We start from the raw sequence: 24800 nt of genomic DNA, 5'->3' as shown, positions 1-24800 counted from the left end.
GCCCAGCCCCTGGAGGATGTCCCCCCCGGGGCGGGGGGGACATCCTCCAGGGGCTGGGCCGCGTGCTCGGGCAGGAACACCAGCAGCACCAGCGCGGGGATGGCCGCCGCCGCGGTGAAGGCGAAGAACGTGGGCCAGCCCATCCACGTGGCCAGGTAGCCGGACACGGAGCCGATGAGCCGGTTGGCGATGGTGCCCATCGTGGACAGCAGCGCGTACTGCGTGGCGCTGAAGCTCTTGTGGCACAGCGACATCACGAAGGCGGCGAACGCCGTCACGCCCAGGCCCGTGCACACGTTGTCCACGGTGATGGCGGCCGCGAGCATCAGGTCGTTCTTGCCCACGAGCGACAGCGCCAGGAAGGCCAGGTTGGTGAGCCCCTGCGCGGCGCCGAAGATGAACAGCGCGCGGCGCATGCTGAGCTTCACCATCAGCACGCCGCCCAGCAGGCCGCCGCCGATGGTGGCCAGCATGCCCAGCGTCTTGCTGAGCGCGCCAATCTCCGTGTTGGAGAACCCGAGCTCGATGTAGAACGGCGTCACCATGCTGGCGGCGATGGCATCCCCCAGCTTGTAGAGCACCAGGAACGCGAGCACCCCCAGCGCGTACTTCCGGCGGAAGTAGTCCACGAAGGGCTTCACCACCGCGTCCAGAAGGTTGCGCGGAGGCCGCACGCTCTGGGGCTCCGGGGCCAAGAGCGTGGCCACCACGCCCACGCTCATGAGCAGGCCCATCACGTAGTACGTCTTCGACCAGCCGAGGATGTCGGAGAGGATGAACGCCAGTCCGCCCGCGACGAGCATGCCCATCCGGTAGCCGGTGACGTACATGGAGTTGCCCAGCCCGCGCTCCTCCAGGGGGAGGATGTCCGTGCGCCACGCGTCCGCGACGATGTCCTGGCTGGCGGACAGGAACGTCACCACCACCGCCATGCACGCCATCGCGATGGGGGCGTCCTTCGGGTTGACGAGCCCCATGGCGGAGATGGCGCCCATGAGCAGCACCTGCGTGAGCAGCATCCACCCGCGCCGCCGGCCCAGGAAGGGCAGGGTGTAGCGGTCCATCAGCGGCGCCCACAGCACCTTGAACGTGTAGGGCAGCGCCACGAGGCTGAAGATGCCGATGGTCTTGAGGTTCACCCCCTCGTTCTTCATCCACGCGGACAGCGTGACGCCGGTCAGCCACAAGGGGAGGCCGGACGCGAAGCCGACGGCCATCAGGAGCCAGATGCGCCGGCTCTTCAAGACGGTGAGAAGCGAGGGATTGGTCATGGAGGGCGCGGGAGAACAGCCGCCAGCATAGAGAATCCCCCCCGCGCGTCACCTTCCAACGGCCAGGGAATGTCCGCCCGGCTGCTGTCCGGGCACCAACCCCGGCGGCTTTCGCTACGGCCCCAGCGCGGACACGTCCGGGCAGGAGGCCGCGCTTCCCTCGGTGGGGTTGATGAAATCCCAGTTGCGCTGCAGGAAGGTGATCCGCGTCTGCGCGTCCCAGCACTCGGTGTACTTCAGGCCCTTCGCGTCGCCTTCCAGGATGGTCAGCACCAGCTTGCCCCGTCCCTCGGGTGTCCAGCGCGACACGATGTCCAGCGTCTCCAGGAGCCCGCCGGGCACCAGGTCCTGGCCGGGCAGCCGGAACGTCATCTCCCCCAGCCCCTCCGGCACCTGGCGCGACGCATAGCGCGTCAGGGGCAGCGTGGCCCCCGCGCCCGTGAAGAGCAGCTCCACGCTCGTGGGCAGCGCCTTCGTCTGGTAGCGGATGTCCAGCCGGTCCAACCCGTCCGCCTCGCGCGTGTCGAAGCCGTTCGCGCGGGCCTCCTTCAGGTCCAGCGCGAGCGTGCCCGTGCCCTTGCGGATCCCGCCGTCCGCCTTGAAGGTGCCGGGCAGGTAGGTCCACCACCCGTCCTCGCCCGCGCCCCGGGGACGGAACTGGAGGCGGTAGGCGAAGTCGCCGCCCTGGCGCTCCATCACGAGGCGCAGCTCGTGCCCGGGATGGTCGTCCGCGGGGAAGGGGCCCCAGATGCGGCGGTCGGTCTCTCGCGTGGTGGGGGCCACGCCGCGGAACAGCTCCAGCAGGGTCAGCAGGGCGTCCACGCTGGCGTTGAACTGCGTGCCCACCTGATAGGACTGGACCGCCAGCTCCGACGTCGCGCCTGGCACCTGGAGGCCCAGCCTGTCCTCGCGGGTGCCGGTTCCCTGGCCGGCGCGTCTGGCGGAGTCCGGCAGCATCGCGGCCAGGTCCTCGCGTTGGGGCAGGGCGTTCTGGAACTCCAAGTCGTCGTTGGAGAAGTCGCCGCCGCACGCGACCGCGAGGAGGCAGAGCAGGGCCGGGATCAGGTTTCGCATCGCGTGCGCTCTCATGGCTCGTACGTGAGGAGCGCCGCCAGTTCCCAGTAGCCCAGGGACCGCTGCGCATCGACGGTGTATTGGAGGTACTGCGCCCGGCCCCGCGCGGTGAGCTGGAGGCGGCGCATGAGCTGGAAGCGCGCGCCGGCCACCAGCCCCGGTGACACCATGGCGAAGCGCTGATCCGGGAACGCCGCGTCCTCGAACTGGCGGCCCAGGATGAGGTACGCCAGCCGGCCGCCCACGAACGGGGACACGCGGCCCAGGGGCCACTCGGTGGTGAGGCTCGTTCCCAGGTTCACCACCGAGTACCGGTACGACGGCCCCGCGAGCGTGGGCAGCGCCAGCACCCCGCGCGTGCCGCCCACGGACGCGTCGAAGCCCCACACCCAGTCGCGGCGGAAGTAGTCGTGCAACTCGGCCTCCGCGCCGAACAGCGGCACGGAGAGAAAGAGCGCCTGGCGCGTGGCCGCGTCGAAGAAGGACTGGTAGCCGCCCGTGAGGCCGAAGGCCCACCACGCGTCCTGGCCCCTGCCGGCGCCCTTCACGGGGTCGTCGGAGAAGGGCGCGTCCTTGAGGCGCGGCTCCTCCAGCACGGTGGTCCGTCCGCGAGCAATCTCCACGTCCCCGATGCGCAGCCTGTCGCTGAGCCGGCGCTTCACGCGGTAGGTGCCGGGGGCCAGGGCCACGCGGCGCTCCATGTCCGCGGTCTTGTCCAGCTCCGCGACCACCAGTCCGCCTGGATCCACGAAGTAGTAGGAGCCCGCGGGCGCGCCTCCGGGGACCACGAGGCCCTCGGCGCTCGCGCGCAGGTCGGTGAGGACCAGGTCCCCATTGCCCGCGAGGTCGTAGCTGAACGTGGGGTGCTGCGGGCCCGCGCTGCTGTCGGCGGTGTCCGCGACGGTGCGCGCGTAGGCGTGCGAATACGCCTCGAAGAGCGTCACGCGTCCGTCGCCGCTGCGGTCCGCGTCACCGAGCAGGCCGCTCGCCAGGTGGTGGGAGAAGTAGCTGCCGCCCAGTGCGTCCGACTCCTGCGAGTCCTCATCCGCCGCGCTGGAGGTGAGGATGACGACGCCCCGGGCATCGCGCGCGGCGCCGGCCTCCACGTCGAAGGCGGGCGCCTTGCGTGCTCCCTTGGTCCGCGTGAGCGCGCCGGAGCGGCACGAGTCCAGGATGGCGATGCGGATGTCCACGGGCGCGTCCGCCAGCCGGCGCTTGAGCGCGTCGAAGGCGAGCCGCGAGTCACCCAGGCGCAGGGCTCCGTCCTTCGCGTGGCCGGAGTAGTAGACGAACAGCGCGGTGCGCTCCCCGCGCGTCTGGGCCGCGCGCGCCCGTTGCTCCAGCTCCGACAGGGCGGTGAGGAAGTCCTTCGCGTCATCGTCCAGGAGGAGCTTCGCGTCGGACGGGGCCACGCCGCCCAGGCGGGTGAGCAGGTCGTGCATCTTGCGAGCATCGTCGCGCGCGTAGCTCAAGGGCCGGGTGTCACTGCCCCCGGTGTCGTTGCCGGCGATGAGCGCGAAGCGGCGCAGCGTGTCCGCGTGCGCGGCGGTGGCCAGCAGCGCGAACGCGAGCGCGAGCCCAGGAGCCCATGCACGGGCCGGGACGATGACGGCGCGCAGCCGCGCCAGAGCGCGAAGCCCCGCAGGCAGTGCCTGTTCCGGAGCGCCACGCTGCACGGGCAGGTCGCTCATGGCTTCAGCAGGATCCACTGCGTCTGCTCACCCGCGACATCCAGGGGCGCCATGCGCGTGACGTCCCGCCCCGCCGCCGCGAAGGACTTCCGCGCCGCGTCGCTCAGGGCATCCATCGACACCGGCGCATCCGTCAGCACCAGCACCACGCGCTCCGCCCCCGCGCCGGTGAACTCCACGCTCTCCGGCAACCAGTGCTGCCCCGCACCCGGCTCCACCGCGAGGCTGTCCCCCGACTCGGGATACAGCGGCGTCACCTCGCCTTGCGCATCCACCGACAGCGCCGCCACGTAGCGGTGCGTCTCCGGCGTGTAGCCCAGCCGCACGCGCTCACCGGGCCGCAGGGCTTCCGGCGCGTCCACGCTGGCCACCCGCTGCGGTTCCACGCCGCCACCGATGCGAAGCTCCGCGCCCGCGCCACCCTTGAGCCGGTTGCCCGTCACGGGCCGCGTCACCGTGCCGGACTCCAGCAGCGGACGCGCCAGCACCAGCACGAACAGGGACGCCGCCACCACCATCAGCGGCCCTGCCCACGCGGGCCGCGTCGCGGGCCTGGCCGAAGTCCTGGCCTGCCGGGCCAGCGAGCGCTCCACGCCCGCCTCGAAGCGCTCGAAGGGGACCTCCGCCTCGAACGCGGTCTGCTCGTTCGTCAAGGACCGGAGCACGGCACCACACGCCTCGCATGCCTCGGCATGCTCACGCGCGCGCAGGGCCTCCGGGGCGAGCAGCTCGCCGACGTGCAGGCGGCGCAATGTCCAGTTCGACTCGTGCGCGCTCATCGGACGTTCAGCTCCTCTCCACCCAGCTGTGCGAACTGTTCCAGCCGCTTTCGCACCGTGGGCACCGAACGCCCCAGCACCACGGCCACCTCTTCCAGCGTCATCCCGTCCACGTGGTAGTGGATGGCCGCCGCCTGCGTCTCCGCGTCCACCCGGGCCAGCAGCTTGCGCACCAGGTCGCGCGTCTCCATCGCCTCCGCACCCCCGTGGCCCTCTGAGCGGGCCGCTTCGTCCCGGGCGAACCACCGCCGCCACGCCGCCCCTTCCGAGCGCAGCTGGTTGAGGCAGTGGTGCGTGGCGATCTTCATCAACCACGTGAGCGGGGAGGCCTCCGCGCGGAACGACTCTCCGTGCACCAGCGCACGGGCGAAGACGTCCTGCATCGCGTCCTCGGCCCGGCTGGCATCCTTCAGCAGGTAGCGGCAGCGCTCCCTCACGCTGCCGCCGTACTTCACATACAGGTCGCGCAGGACGGCCCGCCGGTCCTCGGAAGGACGGGGAGCCACCACCTTCAGGGCCAGCGGGGGAGGTCCGGTCACGTGCGGCTGGAGCCTACCCCGAGCGGGCTCACAGCGACGAGTACACCGCCGTGGTGAAGCCGCCGCAGCTCGTCTGCTCCTCGCCGTACCTCGGGTTCGGTTCCAGGTTGAGCTCCAGATAGGTGCTCAGGAAGTTGGGGTCCCAGCACTCGCTGTACAGAACCTCGAAGCCCAGGCTGCCTCCTGACACCTTGACGTCCGCGCGGCCCGCGCCCATCAGCGTCCAGCGGCTCTTGATGCCCACCTTCTCCAGCGTGCCGTCCACAGGGGAGTCGACATCCTGGCGGAAGGCGTACTCGAGCTCCCCGCCGGTGGCCGTCGCCTTGAAGCGGTAGTCCGCGTCCGTGCGCTTCTCCGGATTCTTCTCGTCACGCACCTGGCGGAAGTCCGCCTCCACCGTGGTCTCCGCCGTGGCGTTCAGGCGCGAATACCGGATCTCCGCCGTGCCCACGTGCTTCGGATCGGCATTTGGCAGGCTGTGCGCTACGTCCCAGTCGATGTGCAGCTCGCCGGAACCGAAGCCCCGCTGGCGCTCGCCGTTCGCATCCACCGTCACCGTCTGCGAGCCGGACAGCACGGCCTTGAACGCGCTGTCCGCGTCCGCCTTCGCCTTGCCGTCCAGCACCCAGGAGAACGACGCGTCCCCCGACTTCGTCACCGTCAACCGCCACGTCGTCGGGCTGAGCGCGTCCGTGTGCGGACCCCACACGGCCTTGTTCTCCTCCAGCGTCGTCGGCGGATACTTGGCGATCTGCTCGATGAGGTTGAGCACCCACAGCGTGCCGCCGTTCACCGTCACCGTCGCGTCCACCGTCGCCTGGTAGTACTCGGACTTCTGCCCCTGGCCGGCCATCGCGGACGGGCCGCTCGACGTCAGGCCCTGGCCGTTCTCCTTGGGCGCCTTCACCTGCGTCATCTCCTTGGTGGGAAGGCCGTCGCGGAACGTGTCCTCGGAGGGCCCGGCGTCGTCGCCGCAACCGGAGGCGAACAGCAGGGAGGCGGCACACAGCAGGCTCTTGCGCAGCATGGTGAGGTGTCCTTTCGGGGCCCGTCGTGCGGGCCGTGCGGCGGGGAACTCGCTCCCATGGACACAGGCCGTGCGAAAAACAGAAAAGGCGCTCGCTTGAATCAAAAAGTTCCAATGAAACCGGTCGTTTGGAGTCTGCCTGCCTGCCCTCCTGCCGCCCACGCCCGCCTGCCTGACGGTTGAAATGGGGCATCCCTACATTTCGCCCATGGAAAAACGACACCCGAACCATCCCGGGGACATGGGTACGGACGCCTCGCTGGCTGAGCGTGAGCGCGCGCCGGACGAAATCAACGCCCGCGCCAGAGCCGTCGGCCTGCTCCATGAGGCTGGGGTGCCATTCGTGGTGGGCGGGGCCTATGCCTACGCCACCTATACGGGCATCTACCGCGACACCAAGGACCTGGACCTGTTCCCGCGCAAGGCGGACGCCGTCCGCGCGCTGGAGGTCCTGGAGAAGGATGGCTGGCGCACCGAACATCACGACGAGGTGTGGATCTACAAGGCGTACAAGGGCGACTACTTCGTCGACTTCATCTTCTCCTCCGGCAACGGCGTGGCGACGGTGGACGACGAGTGGTTCACGAACGCCAAGAAGGCCAACATCTTCGGCTACGAGTGTCTCATCGCGCCCGCCGAGGAGATGATCTGGTCCAAGGCCTTTGTCACCGAGCGCGAACGCTACGACGGCGCGGACATCAACCACCTCATCCTCAAGGCGGGGCGGGAGATGGACTGGGACCGCATCCTCCGGCGCTTTGATCGCTACTGGGAGGTGCTGCTCAGCCACCTGATGATGTTCCGCTTCGCCTATCCCAGCGAGCGCGACATCGTCCCCAACTACGTCATGACGGAGCTGATGAGCCGCACGCTCCAGACGGTGCGCGACGGCAGCTGGGATGAGCGCCTGTGTCGCGGCAACCTGGTGTCCAAGGTGAACTACCACGTGGACATCCACCACTGGGGCTTTGGGGACGGCAGGGCCTGGGACGAACAAGAACGACCCGAGGGGGACGTGCGTGGCGCGAGATCCGAGCTCGAAAATACGGCTGGCAGCGGTCGGTGACCTCCACTGTCGGGACGACCAGCACGGTCGCTTCCGTCAGCTCGTCAAGCAGGTGAACGCTTCCGCGGACCTGCTGCTGCTGTGCGGCGACCTGACGGATCGCGGCATGCTGGAAGAGGGGAAGGTGCTGGCCGAGGAGCTGTCGGCCCTGCGCGTTCCCTGCGCGGCGGTGCTGGGCAACCACGACTACGAACACGGGCAGGTGAAGGACATCTGCACGGAGCTGTCGAAGGTGGGCGTGCACATCCTCGACGGAGACCACTTCATCTTCGAGAAGGTGCTGGGCGTGGCGGGCGTGAAGGGCTTCGGCGGAGGCTTCGGCAACGCGACGTTGCAGGCCTTCGGCGAGGGCCAGACGAAGTCCTTCGTGCAGGAGGCCGTCACGGAGTCGCTCAAGCTGGAGGCGGCGCTCAGCCACCTGGACACGCCGAAGAAGGTCGTGATCATGCACTACGCGCCCATCCCGGAGACGCTGGAGGGGGAGAACATCGAGATCCGCCCCTTCCTCGGGACGAGCCGCCTGTCGATGCCCATTGACCACTACGGCGCGGCCTACGTCTTCCACGGCCACGCGCACCACGGTGCGCGCGAAGGCAAGACGAAGAGCGGCATCCCGGTGTTCAACGTGGCCATGCCCCTGCTCACCAAGTTCACGCCCGAGCAGCGCTTCGCCCTGATGGAGGTGTAGCGCTTCCGCCTCAGGGCGAAGGAGCCCCGCCGTCCGGACCTCCGGGCGGCGCGTCCTTCAGGTCCGCGGCGCTCGTGGGCAGAGCCGCCACGGCGCTCGCGGAGACCTCCACCAGATCGGGGCCGGAGCCGCGCGCGTAGAGCCGCTCGTCCTGCTCCGGCACGGCGTGGCCCAGCCACAACCGCGCCAGCTCCCGTCCGTCCGCGTCGCGCAGCACCACGCTCCGGGACGCCTCGCTGATGCCATAGCGCTCCCAGCGCTTCACGTTCGCTTCACCGAACGCGGCGGCCCTCAACGACTCCAGCGTGCCCAGCAGCTTCACCACGCGGAAGTGACGCGCGAGTCCGCCGTCGGGACCTTCGATGCGCCACGCGTCGGAGCCACCATCCAGGGACGAGCCGCGCGCCACCACCACGGGAGCGGCCTTGCCTCCGGGATGGAACTCCAACTGGCGCACGGCTTCGCGCGCGAACGCGAGCACGCGTCGGTCCTTCAGCTCCGGCACGCCCACGTCGAGCGTCGTCAGGGCCCGCGCATCCACCTCCGCCAGTGTGGAGCGCGCGCCCTGCTCCCGCAGGGCATGGACGACAGGGGCCCCGTCACGCGTCACCTGCGACAGCCGCACGCGGATGGGGTCGCCCGAGGTGGTGACGAAGCGCGCATCCACGAGGGGCGCGTCCAGGCCCAGGGCCTTCCGGGCGGCGGGGGTGTCCTCGGGGAACGACAGGGCCTGCTGTCCGGCGAACGCGGTGAGCAGGTCCGCCACGCGGCTGGCGTTCGCGCGCGTCGGTTCCGGCTTCACCATCCGCCACGTCTTGCCGTCGGCCTCGCGTGTCAGCAGGTACGCGTGGTCCTTCGCGGTGACTTCGATGGACTGGAGCGACGCGGCGTCCAGCGGCCCCAGGAACTCCTTGGAGCGAAGTTCAAAGGGGCCTTTGTCGAGCGACCACCGCACGGCACCCTCGGCCGCGTAGACGGTCGCGTCCCCGTCGCGGCGCACGTACACGGAGCCGTCGAAGGGATTCTCCTCTCCGCCCGACAGCGTCACGGTGCGCTGGCGGGACGGGTCGTCCGCGCCGCCGCCGCTCGCGTCCGGGACATAGGCCCGCGCCGTCACGGTGAAGTTCGGGGACGTCAGGCCGAACTTCTTCAGGTCCGCGTCCGACGGCGCCGCGTTCACCGTGGCCTTGAACTTCGCCGTGGTGAGCTGCTGCACCATCGCGTCGACGGCGTAGGGGTCTGCCTTCGCCTCCACGGGCGAGGTGATCCGCCAGCCCTCGGGCGTCCGCTCCAGCTCCGTGGTGGCGCCCCGGGCCTTCACCGTCAGGTGGGTGAAGACGGGGGCCGCCGGGGCCGGGGCGCCGCGCGTCGGCTCCGCGGTCTCCGTCGCGAAGAGCCTGGGCGGGGCCGGCGGCTTCTCCGACTCACGCGAACACGCCCACTGCCCCAGCACCGCGAGCCCGAGCACCACGAACGACGAAGTCCTCACCGGTTCCTCCGAGACAGCCAGACGGCAAGCCCCACGCCCAGAAGAGACAGCGGGAGCAGGTCGGTGGCGACGAAGCGCAGCGTCTGCATCTGGCTGGCGCTCAACTCCAGCGTGGAGGTCTCCCGGTCCGGAGGGCGCAGGGTGATCTTCTCCACCTGATGCGACGCCCAGCCCAGGGCGTTCATCACCAGGTTGCGGTTGGCCTCGTGGCCCCAGTTCGGATCCAACAGCAGCTCCGAATCGCCCAGGACCACCAGCCGTGCCTCATCGAAGCGCTTGTTGTCCGCGCCGCGAGTGTCCCGGGACGCGGCGGCCACGAGCGTGAGCTGTCCCATCTTCTCGCCATCGGATGGGGTGGCATCTTCCTGGGGCCGCGTCTCCACCCACGCATACGGCGAGGTGAGCAGCACGGGCTCCACCGTGACGCCGGGAAGGAAGCCCTCGCGGAACAGGGTGAGGCTGCGCGCGGTGGGAAGCTGCACGTTGAGCGCACGCTCCTGCAGCGGGCGGGTGATGACGTGCTTGCCGAAGAAGTTCGACACGAGGACGAACGGGTTGCCCGCGTTGAACTGCGAGTCCGCCGCCACGCCGTCGTCCACCTGCACGCCGTAGTCCGCCAGGAACAGGCCCAGCCCGTCCGCCGTGCCCACGTCGGTGAAGTACAGCAGCCGTCCGCCCTCACCCAGATAGGTGCGCAGGGCGGCCACTTCCGGAGCCGTGTAGTCCTCCTTGGCGCCCGCGATGATCAGCAGCCCCGCGTCGCGAGGCACTTCCTGCCTGCCCAGCAGGTTGAGGGGTTCGGGGCGGTAGCCTTCACGCAAGAGCTGACGGCGGAACTCCGACAGCCCATCACCGGGACCCTGCGGGCCCTGTGGCGTCTCCAGGGGCCACTCGCCATGCCCTTCGAGGAAGTACACCTTCTGCGCGCCCGCGGCGCCCAACTGGAGCAGGGCGTTGGTCAGCTCCTGCTCGGCGGGAATCGGCAGCAGGGTGTGGGGCGCGCTCTCGCCTTCGCCGCGCGAAACGACCACCAGCGTCTGGCCATCCTTGAGCTGGTACTTCGCGGCCAGGGAGGGCTCACGGCGCGGGTCCACGAAGGTGGCGTCGAACGTCTGGGGCGCGGCCTCGTGGTAGCGCCGGAACAGCTCCTCCAGGTCGCCGTAGGCCGGATGCGTGGGCGGGATGAGCGCCAGCACGTGCACCCGCTCCTTCAAACCGGCGAGCGTCTCGAGCGTCTGCGGCGCGAGCGAGAAGATGCGCGCCCGCGTCAGGTCCCAGCGCTGGTTCTTCCGGAACGCGAGGACGTTGAGCGCCACCAGCACGCCCAGCACGGCCAGCGTGGTGAGCACGGTGGACGCGAGGAACCGCCCCGTGCGGCGTGAGCCCGCGCGGCCAAGCTCCTGCCGGTGCGTGGCGACATAGGCCGCGATCATCGCCGTGCCCAGCACCGCCTTGCCCAGCGCGAGCCCCACGCTGCCGGAGGAGAGGAACAGCGTGAAGGGACTGGACAGCAGGAGCAGCAGGCCGAAGGCCCCCAGCACCCGGGTGACGTGGGTCGCTCTCATGGTCACGCGTAGCGCTGCGCTTCCACCGCGCGGTGGGTGAGCAGCAGCGAGAACAGGATGACGGACGCGAAGAACACCAGTGCCTGCACTTCCAGGACGCCCTGGATCATGCCCTGCAACTGGGTGTCGAAGGACAGGTAGTTCAGGAAGGAGCGCAGCGGCTCCGCCGTGGACTGGGCCACCCCGCGCAGCAGCATCCACGGCAGCAGCACGGTGAAGGTGAGGAAGGCCGCCAGCATCTGGCTCTCCGTCAGCGCGGAGATGAACAGGCCCACCGCCATGCAGGTGGCGCCCCACACGAGCACCGCCCCGTAGCCCAGCAGCACCGTGGGCCACTCCAGCGCGGGCCCGGACGCGCCCGAGCCGACCACCGACAGCAGCACCGGGAACACCAGCGTCAGCCCCAGCGTGACGAAGATGAGCCCGAGGCCGCCCAGGTACTTGCCCAGCACGATGTCCACCGGCCGCACCGGCGTCGTCAGCAGGAGCGCGAACGTCTTCTGGCGCTTCTCCTCCGCGAACAGCCGCATGGACAGGAAGGGCGCGACGAAGAGCGTGATGATCAGCACCACGCCCCACAGCTGCACCACCACGCCGTCGGTGAGGTTGCGGTAGACGATCGAGTCCGGCGGCAGCCGGCTCCAACCATGCTCGCGGGCCAGGGACTGCACCTGCTGGAACTGCTCCAGCAGGCTGACGAAGAAGAACGACGAGAGCGCCGCCATCGCGGTGAACACGGCGTAGGCCCACGGGGTGGTGAAGGCGACGGCCAGCTCCTTGCGGGCGATGGCCAGGGCGGTGCGCATGCGCGGGAGGTCCTCGAAGGGGGAAGGGGAGTGGCGCGCTTCAGGCGGCGGTCAGCTTGATGAAGACTTCTTCCAGCGAGGCGTGCTCCGCCTGGCCATGGGACTTCGCGAGCGTGTCGATGGCGTCGTGGGCCACCACGCGGCCCTGGTGGAGGATGAGCACCGTCTGGCACGTCACGGTGACCTCCGGGAGGATGTGCGTGGAAAGGAGCACGGTGTGCTTGCCCGCGAGGCTCCGGATCAACGCGCGCAGCTCGGCGCGCTGCGCGGGGTCCAGCCCTTCGGTGGGCTCGTCCAGGATGAGCACCGGGGGCGAACCGAGCAGCGCCTGCGCGATGCCCACGCGCTGCTGGAAGCCCTTGGACAGGTTCTGGAGCACGCGGCCCAGCACGTCGCTCACGCCGGTGAGGCCCGCCACGCGCTCCACCTCCGCACGCACCGCGCGGCCGGGCAACTGCTTGAGCGCCGCGACGAACGTCAGGTAGCCGTGCACCGTCAGCTCCGGATACAGCGGAGGCGTCTCCGGCAGGTAGCCGATGCGCCGTTTGACCTCCATCGGGTGCGTGGACACGTCGAAGCCGGCCACCTTCGCGATGCCCTCGGAAGGGGGCAGGAAGCCGGTGAGGATCTTCATCGTGGTGGACTTGCCTGCTCCGTTCGGCCCGAGGAAGCCGAGGATCTCTCCCTCACCCACGGTGAAGGACAGGTCCTGGATGGCCACGCGATCGCGGTAGCGCCGGGTGAGGTTGCGCACCTCGATGATGGGATTCTCGGTGATTGGCATGCGCGGGGGCGGACTTTACACTGCCCGGGAAGCGAGGCGTGGATGCCAATCGTGGTGCAGAAGTACGGCGGCTCATCGGTCGCTGACGCGGAGAAGCTCGGCAAGGTCGCCCGTCGCGTGAAGGAGAAGCGCGACGCGGGGTACCAGGTGGTGGTGGTGGTCAGCGCCATGGGCGACACCACGGACGACCTGCTGGCGCTCGCCAAGGGCGTGTCCGCGGACCCGCCCCGGCGGGAGCTGGACATGCTCCTCACCTGTGGCGAGCGCATCTCCATGGCGCTCCTGTCCATGGCGCTGCAGGAGCACGGCGTGCCGGCCATCAGCTTCACCGGCAGCCAGAGCGGCATCATCACCAACGACGCGCACGCGCAGGCGCGCATCGTGGAGGTGCGCCCCTACCGCATCCAGGACGAGCTGGCGAACGGCAAGGTCGTCATCGTCGCGGGCTACCAGGGCGTGTCCTACAAGAAGGAAGTGACGACGCTGGGGCGCGGCGGCTCGGACACCACGGCGGTCGCGCTGGCGGCGGCGCTGGAGGCGGAGGCGTGTGAAATCTACTCGGACGTGGACGGCGTCTTCAGCGCGGATCCGCGCGTGGTGCCGGACGCCCGCAAGCTGGAGTCCCTGAGCTACGACGAGATGCAGGAGCTGGCGAGCGCCGGCGCCAAGGTGCTCAACGCCCAGGCGGTGGAGTGGGCCAAGGCGCGCGGCATCACCATCCTCGCGCGCACCGCGCACGGCCTGGGCACCGGCACCGCCGTGCAGGAGCTGGCCGTGCCCACCGACAGCCGCGTCAAGGGCGTGACGGCGGACGCGGAGATGGCCGTGCTCGTCGCCAACGCCAGCGTGCCCCTGCAGGAGCTGCTGGAGTTCCTGGACGCTCGCGCCGTGCGCGGCCGCACGCTCGCGCATGACGGGCTGCCGGGCGCCCCGGGGCGCACGTTCCTGGCCATTCCGCTCGCGGACGTGCACGGCCCGGAAGCGCTCCAGCGCGAGCTGACCACGCGCTTCGGGCCCGCGGTGGAGTGGAGGGACGGGTGGGGTACCGTGACGTGCGTGGGCGTGGGCCTCAACGCGGACTGGGTGCCGCTCCGGAAGGCCTTGTCGGCCGCCGAGGGCCTGTCTGCTCGGGTGCATGCCGTGAGCACCTCTCCGCTGCAGGTGACGCTGCTGGTGGACAAGGCCCACCTGAAGCCGCTGACGGCCCGTCTGCATCGGGAACTGCTGGGAAGCTGACAGTGCCTTGCGTGGTGGACCTGCGTTGATCCGGTGACTTGCACGACCCCCCGGGGTGCCGACGGGGGTGGAGTGTCGAACTTTTGTTCCCATCCGGGGTAGGGCGCTTCCCTCCCTGAAGTCGATGCCTACCCTCCGCTCGTGAACACCCTGGGTGGAGGGTAGAGGGCATGGGGCAGGGGCATCGTTGGACGAGGCTGGGGGTGGTGTTGGCGCTCCTGGTGACGGGCGCCACCGGGTGCAAGGACACGGGTCCCGCACCGGGCACGCCGCCTCCTGGCGACCGCCACGACGAGCCCCCTCTCAACACCAACGACGGAGGCGTGACGCCTGATTCGGATGGTGGCGTGGTCGTGCCGGAGTACGACGCGGGCCTTCCGGACGACGAACCGGACGCTGGCACGCTTCCGGATGGAGGCTCTTCGCTGCCCGCGCGCGACGCGGACGCGGTGCACCGGGAGAACCAGAAGAAGGGCACCTCCAACTGGCGCATCACCAAGAACGCCAACCAGCGCGAAATCGAGGGCTATCCCCTCCAGGCGACCGTCACGCAGGGGGAGTCCCTGCGCGTGGCGGTGTCCCTGTCCGAAGCGAAGAACTTCACCTGGTTCGTCTACCGCATGGGCTACTACGGTGGCGTGGGCGCGCGCGAGGTCGCGCGGGGCGGCCCCGTGAAGGGCACGCGCCAGGCGGACTGTCCGGCGGATCCGACAACGGGCATCATCGCGTGTGCATGGTCCCCCACGCTGGACATCCCCATCCAGAAGGACTGGGTGCGCGGCGTGTACGTGGTGAAGCTCGTGCGCGAGGATCAACCGTCGCGCTACGTGCCCTTCTTCGTGCGTGACGCGAACCCGCGCTCCGAGGTGGCGGTGCTCATCCCGACCTCGACCTGGGCGGCGTACAACACCTGGGGTGGCACCAGCCTCTACGACGACCAGAAGGGCGTGATGAAGTCGCACGGCGTCGCGCGCGCCTTCCAGTCCTCGTATGACCGGCCCTACTACCGGGGCCAGGGCTCCGGACACCTGATGCTGGACGACCTGAGCCTCGTGATGTGGCTGGAGGCGCAGGACCTGGACGTGGGCTACTTCACCGACGAGGACATGGACTCCAGCTACGACTTCCTGCGTGGCGCGAAGGTGTTCGTGATGTCCGGGCACGATGAGTACTGGTCGTCAAAGCAGCGGGACTCCGCGGACCGCTCGCTGGCGGACGGCCGGTCGCTCTTGAACCTGGGCGCGAACAACGCCTACTGGCAGGTGCGCTACGAGCCCGCGGCGGACGGCCGCGAGCGCCGGATCGTCACCTGCTACAAGGGCCACGCGGAGGATCCATACAAGGACCAGCGCAAGACGGCGAAGTTCCGCGACCTGCCCGCGCCCCGTCCGGAGAACGCGCTGCTGGGCGTGCAGTTCGCGGCGCGCTGGCACCAGTGGCCCTTCCCGACGGTCATCACGGAGCCAAACCACTGGGTCTTCGCCGGCACGGGGCTCAAGGCGGGCGACACGCTGTGGATGGCCAACGGCTACGAAGTGGATCAGCTGGTGAACAACGGCCGTCAGCCGGCCGGCGTGGAAGTGCTCGCCGAGTCCCCCTCGCTGTCGCTCCAGGGCGGCTTCGGCTTCGCGCACATGGTGGTGCGCAAGCAGGGCGACGCGTACGTGTTCTCCTCGGGCGGCATCGACTTCGTGCAGAAGCTGGCCGGGGTGGGGGACCGCGTGGCGGATCCTCGCGCGGGCCGCATCGTGGCCAACGTGCTCTACAAGGCGCTGGGCAAGAAGGTGCCGGACGACCTGGTGAAGTTCCAGCCGCCGGCGGCGTCCCCGGCCATGGGCCCGTTCGCGCAGGCGGTGCACACGGTGGCGGGCGAGCCGGGCAAGCGCTGCCATTCGGACGGCAAGGTGGCGTCGGATGAGCTGGGCGCGCCGCTCGCGGTCGCGGTGCTGCCGGACGGTGGCTGGGCGGTGGCGGATTCGCTGGGCAACAGCGTCAAGCGCGTGTCGCCGGACGGGAAGATCCGCACGGTGCTCACCGGGCTCATCGGCCCCATGGGCATCGCCGCGGACGCGCAGGGGAACATCTACGTCGCGGACACGGAGAACGCGGTCATCCGCCGCATCCCCGTGGAGGGCAGGGCGGAGGTGTTCGCGGGCACCAGCCCTGGCTACCAGGACGGCCTCGCCCTGGCGTCGGCCTTCAACCAGCCAGCGGGCCTGTCCTTCACGCCGGATGGGACGGGGCTGCTCGTCGCGGACCTGAACAATGGCGTCATCCGCCGCATCGACATGGTGCTGCCGGGCAATCCGGTGACGACGTTGCAAGGCGATTGGATCTACCGGCCCTCCGCGGCCGTCCAGACCGCGGACGGAACGACGTACGTGGTGGAGAGCGGCATGGCGCGGGTCATTCGCGTGCGCAACGGCGTCACCTCCGTGGTGGCCGGCTCGACGCCCGGCTTCCGGGATGGGGACCCGTCGGGCGGGCAGCTGCTGCCGTACCTGGGACTGGCGCTGCTGCCGGACGGTTCGCTCGCGGTGTCCGACCCCGGCAACTACCGGGTGCGCCGCCTCGTGTTCAACGCGGCGGGGGAGCCGGAGAAGCTGACCACGCTCGCGGGCAGTGGCCGCTACGGCTTCGCGGACGGTCCAGGCAAGGAGGCCCAGCTGGTGCTGCCGGCGGGGCTCGCGGTGGGCCCGGACGGCACCCTGTACGTGGCGGATGCCGGCAACTCGCTGGTGCGCGCCATCACGCCGTGAGGGGCTGAGCCTCGCGGGCCGGCGTCAAACCGGCTCGCCCTGGGAGTGGAGTTGCGCCGCCGCCTCCGGGGGCTGATCAGCGTCCGGGGTTGCGCATCCCACCCATCGGAGGAGGCGCATCCATCTCCTGCCGCGTGCGCCGCCGGTCCGGGGTGTCGCGCGGCAGCTCCACGAAGCTGCACATCTCGCACAGGCGGCTGTAGATGCGCTCGCCCACGCGCTCGCGCAGCAGCTCCGCGTCCTTCATCGCCGTGCGCGCGTCCTCGGTGGTGCGGTAGCCCGTCGGCGCGGTGCTGCGCGCGCCCTTGCGCTCCGGCTCCAGTGAGTAGTTCGTCGCGAAGAGCGTGGTGCGCCCCGCGTTGTAGCGCCGGGCGATCAGCTCATCGAGCGTCTCCATCTCGAAGGGACTGCCGCGCCCCTTGCCCAGCTCGTCGATGGCCAGCACCTCGACCTCCGACAGCGGCCCGATGATCTCTCCGCCGCTCTTGCCGTCCTGGAACCCGCGCCGGATGGTCGCGTACAGGAGCGAGATCTCCACGTACCGGGACCGCACGCCCATCTCCAGCACCAGGTGCCCGAGCGTCGCCGCCAGCAGGTGCGTCTTGCCCGTGCCCACCGGCCCGCTGAGCACGTAGCCCTTGTTCTTCGCGGTGTCGCCCTTCACGTACTGGTGGGCGAAGTGCATCGCCACGCCCCGGCCCCGGTCCTGGGCCTCGTTGAAGGGGCGGTAGTTGTCGAACGACGCGTGCGCCATGACCCCCGGCATCTGCACGTCGTTGAAGAGCGCCACCCGCTTGCGCCGCAGCGTGCACATGCACGGCTGGAGCACTTCGTAGGTGCGCGCACCCACCTTCTTGCTGAAGGTGCCTTCCTTCTCCACCAGGATGTGCCCGCGCCCGCCACACACCGGGCACGCCTCCGAGCACGTACACACCCGCGCTGACGCGAGATCCCCGCGCCGCTCGATGAGGTACGTCCGCCCGCCGCACTCCCCGCACGCCTCGCCGTTCGCCTTGGCCGCCATCTGGGGTCCAGCCATACCACCGCCCGCCTTGCCCGTCAGTACGCTGAACCTGCGTTCAGGCGTGCGACCATGACCCAACCCTTCAGGTCTCCTTCATGTCCAGCCGCCGGCGCACGGCCGCCTGAAGCCGGAACCTCCGCGACACCCGCCGCGCCCGCGCCGTCATCAGCTGCTGCTCGCCCGTGCGCGCATCGCGCCACACCGTGCGCCGCTCCGAGAAGGGCAGGGCCCGCAGCAGCACGAGCAGCGCCCACGCCTCCTGCTGATCCATGGCCGCGGGCTCCCGGGGCACGCACGCGAGCACCGTGTCCAGCAGCCGGTGCACCCGGGGCGCCAGGGCGGACTCCCGCTCCGTGAGGGCCCGGAGCGCCGTGCACAGCCGCGCGTGGCGCACCTCCTCCCAGGAGCGGGCCGGCTTCTTCTTCACCTCCGGGACGGCCTCCTCGCCCTGGCCCGCGGACAGATCGCGGTACTTGCGGATCTCCGTCTCCACCTGACGCCGGCACGCCCGGAGCGAGCGCAGCACCGGCTCCCCGGGCCGCGCGTCCCACAGGGCCTTCTCCGCTGATCGCGAGATGCCGCGCGCCACGACTTCGAAGGGGACCCCCTCCTGTGCCCACGCCGTGACGAGTTGGGTATCCAACGCGGACAACATCAGCCCCGCGCCACGCACCGCGAGGTAGTAGTCCTGCACCAGTTCTTCAAAGCTGGCGCTCTCCGGCAGAAGGCTCATGATCCGCGAACGGCTCCAGGCAGGGCGGCCAGTCTTCCGACCGTCCGCTTCCCATACTCCCTGAAGCCCTCATCGCAACCTTCCGGCCACTGTTCAACCCCCGGCTGGCCGCTCCCCGAGCACAACGAAATTGAAGTTTTCTCGCCTGCTTTCCAACGGACCGTCCGTCCGTCCGTCCAAGTTGACCCGCCTTGCGGAAACCGCGCATAGTGCGAGTCCCCTCATGGAAATTCCCGAAGATTCCCGGACACTTGCCAAGCAGGCAGGCCATCGGGGATGCCGGTCCCTCGCTCCTAGGAAGACCATGCGCCGCTCGTTACTCGTTTGCCTCGTTCTCCTGACTTCCATGGCTTCGGCCCAGGAGAAGAAAGCACTGCGCGACGCTGACCTGGGCAAGAAGTCCACGACCACCGTGGACAAGTCCCTCGCTGGCGACATCACGCGCCCGAAGGAAGCCCAGCAGGCCGCTCCCACGCTGCAATATGATCAGTTCCGCCTGGGCGTGGAGGTGCAGGTCGCCTCCAAGCGCCGCGAACAGATCGAATCGCTGCGGAAGATCATCTCCCTGTCTCCTGATCAGAAGGAGGCCCCCAGCTTGTTGTTCCGCCTGGGTGAGCTCTACTGGGAGGAGTCGAAGTTCTTCTTCTTCGAAGCCAACCGGAAGGACGACGAGCTCATCGTCGCCATGAACCGCAACGACGCCGCGGGCCAGCAGAAGGCCAAGGCGGAGAAGGCGGAGTTGATGGCGAAGGTGAAGGAGAACGGCAAGTACGCCGTCGAGCAGTACACGAAGATCGTCCAGGAGTTCCCGAAGTTCGAGCGCACGGACGAAGTGCTCTTCTTCCTCGGCCAGTACCTGATGGAGGACGGCCAGGACAAGAAGGCGCTCGTCGCGTTCAAGCGCCTCATCGAGAAGCACCCCACGTCCAAGTACATCCCGGACGCGTACTTCGCCTTCGGCGAGTACTACTTCAACAACTCCAAGGGAAAGCGCCCGGAGCTGGAGAAGGCGCTCGTCGCCTACAAGAAGGCCGCCGAGTTCCCGGAGAACCAAGTCTACGCCTTCGCCCTCTACAAGCAGGGCTGGTGCTACTTCAACATGGGCGAGTACGAGTCCGCGAAGGACAAGTACAAGACCGTGGTCCTCTACGGCGAGCTGGCGGGTGCCGCCGCGGTGGAGAAGGACGGCAAGGCCAAGGCCAAGGGGTCGCTCGTGCGTGAAGCGCGCGCCGACTACGTGCGCTCCTTCGCCCGCGAGGGTGACGTCACGCAGGCCCGCGCGGACTTCGGCAAGGTCGCCACCAATCCGGAAGACCGCTTCGCGATGATGAAGCAGCTCGCGAACCTGTACTACGGCGACGGCAAGGACCGCGAAGCGGCCATCACGTACAACGCCCTGATCAAGGAGAAGCCGCTGTCGCCCGAGTCGCCCGGCTTCCAGGGCAAGATCGTCGACTGCATCCTTCGCATGGGCAACAAGGAGCGCACCGTGGCCCAGGTGCGCCGGCTCGTGAAGATCATGAAGGACGTGGAGTCCTCCGGCGTCATCAAGGACGACAAGGACAAGAAGGCGCTCGCGGAGGCGAAGGAGCTGTCCGAGCGCACGCTCTCCAACCTCGCCGTCACCTGGCACAACGAGGGCAAGAAGACGCGCAACGAGGAGACCTTCAAGTACGCGGACGCCGTGTACAGCGACTACCTCACGCTCTTCCCGGAGAACCCCAAGGCGTACGACCTGCGCTTCTTCTGGGCGGAGCTCCTCAACGACAACCTGCAGAACTTCGACAAGGCCGCCGCCAACTACACCCTCGTCGTCCTCCAGGACGCCAAGGTGCTGGAGGCCAAGGACGACAAGGGCAAGCCCAAGCCGGGCAAGCCGGGCAAGTGGCTGAGCAACGCCTCCTACAACGCCGTGCTCGCGTACGACGAGGTCGTCAAGTCCGCGGAAGCGCGCGGCGAGGCGAAGAGCGAGTCCGCCGGTACGGACATCACCAAGAAGATCAGCATCCCCACGCTGAAGAAGTCGCTGCTGGACGCGTGCGAGCGCTACCTCAAGTACGTCCCCAAGGGCGACAAGCGCGTGGAGATCGCCTTCAAGGCGGCGAACATCTACTACCGCCACAACCACTTCGACGAAGCGGTGCTGCGCTTCAGCGAGATCGCGCTCGGCTACCCCGAGTACAAGTTCGAGGACGGCCAGCGCGCGGGTGAGATCGCCGCGAACCTCATCCTGGACTCGTACAACCTGCTGCAGGACTTCGCGAAGGTGAACGAGTGGGCGCGCCGCTTCTACGCGAACGACAAGCTCGCGGTCGGCAAGTTCCGCGACGACCTGGCGAAGCTGATTGAACAGTCGTCGTTCAAGCTGGTCAGCCAGCTGGAGGAGAAGAAGGAGTTCTCCAAGGCGGCCGAGGCGTACCTGAACTTCGTCCACGACTTCCCGCAGACGGAGATCGCGGACCTGGCGCTCTACAATGCGTCCGTCGACTATTACAAGGCGAAGAGCCTGGACAAGGCCATCGAGGTCCGCAAGCGCCTGTTCGCGGAGTACCCGCGGTCCAAGTACGTGCCGGACTCCATCTACGCGAACGCGGAGGCGCTGGAGGCCATCGGTGACTTCGAGGACGCGGCCTCCACCTACGAGCTCTACGTGCGCGGCTACGAGCGCAACCTGAGCGAGAAGGGCGGCGCCCCCGCCGCGAAGGCCAAGGCGAAGGCCAAGGCCAAGGCCAAGGCGAAGCAGGCCTCCAACGACGACGCCCCCGCGAAGCCCGCGGTGGTGCAGAAGTGGGACGAGTCCAAGGCGCAGATCGCCCTGTTCAACGCCTCCACCTACCGCGAGGGCCTGGGCCAGCTGAAGGCCGCGCTGAAGAACCGCGAGCACTACCTGGAGCTGTGGCCCAAGTCGAAGGACGCCGAGGGTGTGTTCCTCTCCATCGTGGACCTCCACGTGAAGCAGGGGGCATACATGAAGGCCATCAAGCTGTTGGAGGAGTACGAGCGCGACAACATGCGTTCGTCCAGCAAGTTCCTCAACGCGGAAGGCCGCATCGTCGCCATCTACGAGAAGATGAAGAAGCCGCGCGACGTGTCGCGCATGAACAAGCGCATCTACGAGTACTTCGACCAGCTGGGCCGCAACCAGAAGGCCTCGCTGGAGAAGCCCGCCCTGGCCGCCGCCGCGCAGGCGAACCTGCTGGCCATCGAGCCGGACTGGGTGGAGTACAAGCGGCTGAAGCTGTACTGGGGCGTGCCGCCGTCGCCGGAGCGCTTCAAGGGCTCGCTGGCCGACAAGGGCCGCGCGCTGGAGGTCGTCCAGAAGAAGTACGTGCAGACGGTGGCCCTGGGCGCCCCGGAGCCCGCCATCTGCGCGCTGCAGCGCATTGGCATGGCGTACGACCACATGGCGGACCTCGTGGTGAACGCGCCCATGCCGCGCGGTCTGGATGAGGAGTCGCAGCAGGCCCTGCGCGACGAGTTCTCCAACCAGGCGCAGCCGCTCAAGGACAAGGCCACGGAGGCCTTCTCCGGCGCGGTCGCCAAGAGCCGTGAGCTGGGCGTGTTCAACGAGTGCGCCGCGGCGAGCCTGAAGATCCTCCGCACCACCTACGCTCCGGACAAGTACCCGGAGGTGCTGGAGGAGAAGCTGGCGCTGAAGAACAAGGAGTTCGTGCTCGCAGGCGACCTGCTCGCCGCCGTGCAGGACATCCCGCCCCCGACGGCGAAGCCCGAGCCGGAGAAGCTGGCCAAGAGCGAAGCGCTCAACGAGGACCTGTCGACGCTGACCAACCAGCTGCGCCAGCAGACCGAGTCGGAGATCGCCAAGCCCGCCGCCTCCAAGGACGGCAGCGCGCCCAAGAAGACCGTTGATGATCAGGAGCCGGAGGACTTCCTCTAATGAACCGCACGCACCCGTTCCGTCCCGCCCTCCTGTTGGCCTCGCTGGCCCTCACCGCCGTCGGCTGCACGTCGTCCCAGCCGGCCGTGAAGCCGGTGGTGGACAAGCCCGTCGCCGCGCCCACCGGGCCGGTGTCCATCTCCAACCGCGCCATGCTGCTGTTCGATGACGCGGTGAAGTCCTTCGACGCGCAGAAGAAGGCCAAGGCGTTCGACTACCCGTCGCTGGAGCGCAAGTTCAAGGCCGCGGCCGAGGCGGATCAGAACCTGGCGGAGGCCGAGTACAACCTGGGCGTCATCGCCGAGCGCATGGGCAAGCCCGACGAGGCGAAGGCCCGCTACCAGGCGGCCCTCACCAAGAAGCCGTCCCTGCGGCAGGCGTCGGACAACCTGGCCATCATGCGCCAGAACTCCGGCGACGTGGCCGGCGCGGTGGCGCTCTACCAGGACGTGCTCACCCGCTACCCGGACGACGCCGGCTCGCGCGCCCGTCTGGCGGAGATCTACCGGCAGAACAACGACCACGACAAGGCGATGGAGCTGTCGCGCGCCGCGCTCATGCGCGACCCGGCGAACACCAACGCGCTGAAGGTGATGATCCGCAGCTACCTGGAGCGCAAGCAGCTGGCCATGGCGAAGCTCGTGGCGCTGCGCGCGGTGAAGCTGGACGGCGCGGATCCGGAGCTGCACCACGCCGTGGGCCTCATCCTCCAGAAGGAAGGCGACGTCGCGGGCGCGCGCTTGCAGTTCAAGAGCGCGCTGGAGGCCAAGGCGGACTACGTGCCGTCGCATGTGGCGCTGGCGCAGCTGGCGCTGGACGCGGAGGACTTCCCCGGCGCGGAGGAGCACCTGCGCCGCATCCTGCAGGCGGATGGCAAGAACGCCGCCGCGCACGTGGACCTGGGCATCGCGCTCAAGGGCCAGGGCCAGTACGACAAGGCCATGCAGGAGTACGACGAGGCGGAGAAGCTCAACCCGGAGCTGGGCGCCACGTACCTCAACCGCGGCATCATCCTTCACAAGGTGAAGGACGCCCCTGAGCGCGCGGTGGAGCTGTACCGCAAGTACGTCGCCCTGGCGGGCGGCGAGGTCGCGCTCAACGGCGAGGCCCCCGTCTTCGGGCTGCTGCGCGAGGCGGAGAGCATCGTGCAGGCCAAGCGCGAGGCGAAGTCCGCGGAGGAGCAGGCCAAGCAGATGGAGGCGCTCCAGGCCCAGCAGCAGGCCGCGATGAAGGCGGAAGAGGCCAAGCAGAAGGGCCAGCCCGCGCCCAACGCCGCCACCCCCGTGTCCGGTGATGGCACCGCGCCCAAGGCCACCCCGGCCGCCGGAACCGGCAACCCGCCGGCCGCGGCGACCCCGGCGGGCGGCACTCCGGCCGCGCCTGCCCAGAAGAATGCAGCCCCGGCGGACTCGGACGAGCCCACCGACGACCTGCTGTGATGTGGGAGAAGCCCGCCAGTGGCTTCACGCTGGCGGCGCGACTCCGGATGATGCGAACCTTGTGAACCCCCGGCATTTCGCGGGGGTTGCCGTGCGGAACAAGCGGGCCCGGGAAGGGGCCCCTCGTGGAGGCAGGATGCGGAAGTGGCTGATGCTGTGCGTGACGCTGTCGGTGGCTCCGGCCTTCGCCCAGGACGAGGGCGGGGACAAGGCGAGCGGTGGTGGCGCCAAGATGCAGAAGACGTCCACGGTCGACTTCGAGGACGACACCATCGAGGGCGATCTCACGAAGCCGGATGGTGAGTACGTCGAGGCTCGCAAGTCCGTGAAGCACTCGAACCTCATCCGCATTCGCGAGGACTTCGAGGACAAGGTCATGCAGTCCGTGGGTGAGCTGTAATTCCTCACGAATTGCCGGCGGGAACCTTCCGCCAGTGCCGTTGTCCAACGAGAGCCAAAGCGAACCGGGAGCCCCCTTCATGGCCGTACCCCTGACACTCAAGGTCTTCAAGGGCGACACGCTGGTCGCCTCCAAGGACTACGAGCGCGACATCATCAAGATTGGTCGTCTCTCCTCCGCGCACCTGTGCCTGGAGGACGACAAGGTCAGCCGCATCCACTCCGTCATCGAAGTGGCCGGCGACGGCTCCATGTCCATCATCGACATGGGCAGCGTCGAAGGCACCTACGTCAACGGCAAGCGCGTCAACAAGGGGCAGGTCTCCTTCGGTGACGAGGTCCGCGTGGGTGGCACCACCATCCGCCTGGAGAACCCGGCCGCTGTCGCCGCGGTGAACCTGGCCGCCGCCGTCGCGCAGGCGGACGCGCCCACCGACAAGAACACCACCGTGGCCCCCGTGGCCGGCGCTTCCGCCGCCGCCATCGCGCAGGCCGTGGCCGCGCCGGTCGCCGCCCCCGTGGCGGCCCCCGTC

Annotated in this window: 20 protein-coding genes; 8 read left to right on the top strand and 12 right to left on the bottom strand. The window is 69.2% G+C overall.

Features of this window, described 5'->3' with window-relative positions:
- The 6 genes from D7Y13_RS16590 to D7Y13_RS16565 form a co-directional block, all read right to left on the bottom strand.
- Positions 1-1271: AmpG family muropeptide MFS transporter (locus tag D7Y13_RS16590; RefSeq protein ID WP_120630716.1), on the bottom strand; the 1271-nt coding region annotated here is incomplete at its 3' end.
- Between the two features lie 114 nt (positions 1272-1385).
- On the bottom strand, positions 1386-2345 hold the full coding sequence (locus D7Y13_RS16585; RefSeq protein WP_233595217.1) for a hypothetical protein: 960 nt from the start codon (positions 2343-2345) through the stop codon (positions 1386-1388).
- 11 nt (positions 2346-2356) lie between these two features.
- Positions 2357-4036: a caspase family protein gene (locus tag D7Y13_RS16580; RefSeq protein ID WP_233595218.1), complete on the bottom strand. Its 1680-nt coding sequence runs from the start codon at positions 4034-4036 to the stop codon at positions 2357-2359.
- The gene (locus tag D7Y13_RS16575) at positions 4033-4815 is read right to left on the bottom strand and encodes a DUF4384 domain-containing protein (RefSeq protein WP_120581871.1); all 783 of its coding nucleotides are present in this window, start codon (positions 4813-4815) and stop codon (positions 4033-4035) included. The genes D7Y13_RS16580 and D7Y13_RS16575 overlap by 4 nt, the downstream gene beginning before the upstream one ends.
- Positions 4812-5354 (bottom strand): RNA polymerase sigma factor, encoded by a 543-nt coding sequence (locus tag D7Y13_RS16570; RefSeq protein ID WP_233595219.1) that lies wholly within the window; start codon positions 5352-5354, stop codon positions 4812-4814. The genes D7Y13_RS16575 and D7Y13_RS16570 overlap by 4 nt, the downstream gene beginning before the upstream one ends.
- A gap of 28 nt (positions 5355-5382) precedes the next feature.
- A complete protein-coding gene (locus tag D7Y13_RS16565; protein ID WP_120581872.1) occupies positions 5383-6381 on the bottom strand; it encodes a hypothetical protein in 999 nt (332 codons plus the stop codon).
- 241 nt (positions 6382-6622) lie between these two features.
- Here D7Y13_RS16565 and D7Y13_RS16560 point away from each other — a divergent pair, with 241 nt between their 5' ends.
- Both D7Y13_RS16560 and D7Y13_RS16555 read left to right on the top strand, forming a co-directional pair.
- Complete coding sequence (locus D7Y13_RS16560; RefSeq protein WP_120531312.1) at positions 6623-7447, top strand: nucleotidyltransferase; 825 nt, start codon at positions 6623-6625, stop codon at positions 7445-7447.
- A complete protein-coding gene (locus D7Y13_RS16555) occupies positions 7431-8135 on the top strand; it encodes a metallophosphoesterase family protein (RefSeq protein WP_120531333.1) in 705 nt (234 codons plus the stop codon). The genes D7Y13_RS16560 and D7Y13_RS16555 overlap by 17 nt, the downstream gene beginning before the upstream one ends.
- A 10-nt stretch (positions 8136-8145) precedes the next feature.
- Here D7Y13_RS16555 and D7Y13_RS16550 read toward each other — a convergent pair whose 3' ends face one another.
- From D7Y13_RS16550 to D7Y13_RS16535, 4 genes are read right to left on the bottom strand one after another with little or no spacing between them, the layout of a single operon-like run.
- Positions 8146-9624, bottom strand: coding sequence for a DUF4340 domain-containing protein (locus D7Y13_RS16550; RefSeq protein WP_120581873.1), 1479 nt, complete (start codon positions 9622-9624; stop codon positions 8146-8148).
- The gene (locus tag D7Y13_RS16545; protein ID WP_120531310.1) at positions 9621-11189 is read right to left on the bottom strand and encodes a GldG family protein; all 1569 of its coding nucleotides are present in this window, start codon (positions 11187-11189) and stop codon (positions 9621-9623) included. Before D7Y13_RS16545 ends, D7Y13_RS16550 begins: the two co-directional genes overlap by 4 nt.
- Before the next feature lie 2 nt (positions 11190-11191).
- Positions 11192-11995 (bottom strand): ABC transporter permease, encoded by an 804-nt coding sequence (locus D7Y13_RS16540; protein WP_120531309.1) that lies wholly within the window; start codon positions 11993-11995, stop codon positions 11192-11194.
- 40 nt (positions 11996-12035) lie between these two features.
- Entirely contained in the window at positions 12036-12779 is a 744-nt protein-coding gene (locus D7Y13_RS16535) for an ABC transporter ATP-binding protein (RefSeq protein WP_199732636.1), read from the bottom strand.
- A gap of 42 nt (positions 12780-12821) precedes the next feature.
- On the opposite strand from D7Y13_RS16535, the gene D7Y13_RS16530 reads away from it, so the two are divergent.
- On the top strand, positions 12822-14015 hold the full coding sequence (locus D7Y13_RS16530) for an aspartate kinase (protein ID WP_120581874.1): 1194 nt from the start codon (positions 12822-12824) through the stop codon (positions 14013-14015).
- A 170-nt stretch (positions 14016-14185) separates the two neighbouring features.
- Complete coding sequence (locus D7Y13_RS16525; RefSeq protein ID WP_120581875.1) at positions 14186-16774, top strand: N,N-dimethylformamidase beta subunit family domain-containing protein; 2589 nt, start codon at positions 14186-14188, stop codon at positions 16772-16774.
- 76 nt (positions 16775-16850) lie between these two features.
- Here the strand turns inward: D7Y13_RS16525 and D7Y13_RS16520 are convergent, their stop codons facing one another.
- Together D7Y13_RS16520 and D7Y13_RS16515 are read right to left on the bottom strand one after the other, a co-directional pair.
- On the bottom strand, positions 16851-17813 hold the full coding sequence (locus D7Y13_RS16520; RefSeq protein ID WP_120531306.1) for an ATP-binding protein: 963 nt from the start codon (positions 17811-17813) through the stop codon (positions 16851-16853).
- A gap of 67 nt (positions 17814-17880) precedes the next feature.
- A complete protein-coding gene (locus D7Y13_RS16515; RefSeq protein ID WP_120531305.1) occupies positions 17881-18531 on the bottom strand; it encodes a hypothetical protein in 651 nt (216 codons plus the stop codon).
- 304 nt (positions 18532-18835) lie between these two features.
- On the opposite strand from D7Y13_RS16515, the gene D7Y13_RS16510 reads away from it, so the two are divergent.
- From D7Y13_RS16510 to D7Y13_RS16495, 4 genes are all read left to right on the top strand, one after another.
- Positions 18836-22429, top strand: a complete 3594-nt coding sequence (locus tag D7Y13_RS16510) for a tetratricopeptide repeat protein (protein WP_199732637.1) — start codon at positions 18836-18838, stop codon at positions 22427-22429.
- Positions 22429-23868 carry an adventurous gliding motility TPR repeat lipoprotein GltE gene (gene gltE / locus D7Y13_RS16505; protein ID WP_120531303.1) on the top strand — a complete coding sequence of 480 codons (1440 nt, stop codon included), beginning with the start codon at positions 22429-22431 and terminating at the stop codon, positions 23866-23868. The genes D7Y13_RS16510 and gltE overlap by 1 nt, the downstream gene beginning before the upstream one ends.
- A 136-nt stretch (positions 23869-24004) precedes the next feature.
- Complete coding sequence (gene cglF, locus D7Y13_RS16500) at positions 24005-24268, top strand: adventurous gliding motility protein CglF (RefSeq protein ID WP_120531302.1); 264 nt, start codon at positions 24005-24007, stop codon at positions 24266-24268.
- A 79-nt stretch (positions 24269-24347) separates the two neighbouring features.
- Positions 24348-24800 (top strand): FHA domain-containing protein (locus D7Y13_RS16495; protein ID WP_147452456.1); only part of this gene is annotated, 453 nt, incomplete at its 3' end.

The organism is Corallococcus praedator (genome assembly GCF_003612125.1).
Taxonomy (GTDB): Bacteria; Myxococcota; Myxococcia; order Myxococcales; family Myxococcaceae; genus Corallococcus; species Corallococcus praedator.
Note: the sequence above shows the minus strand (reverse complement) of the source record. Positions and strands in the feature narration are given on the sequence as shown.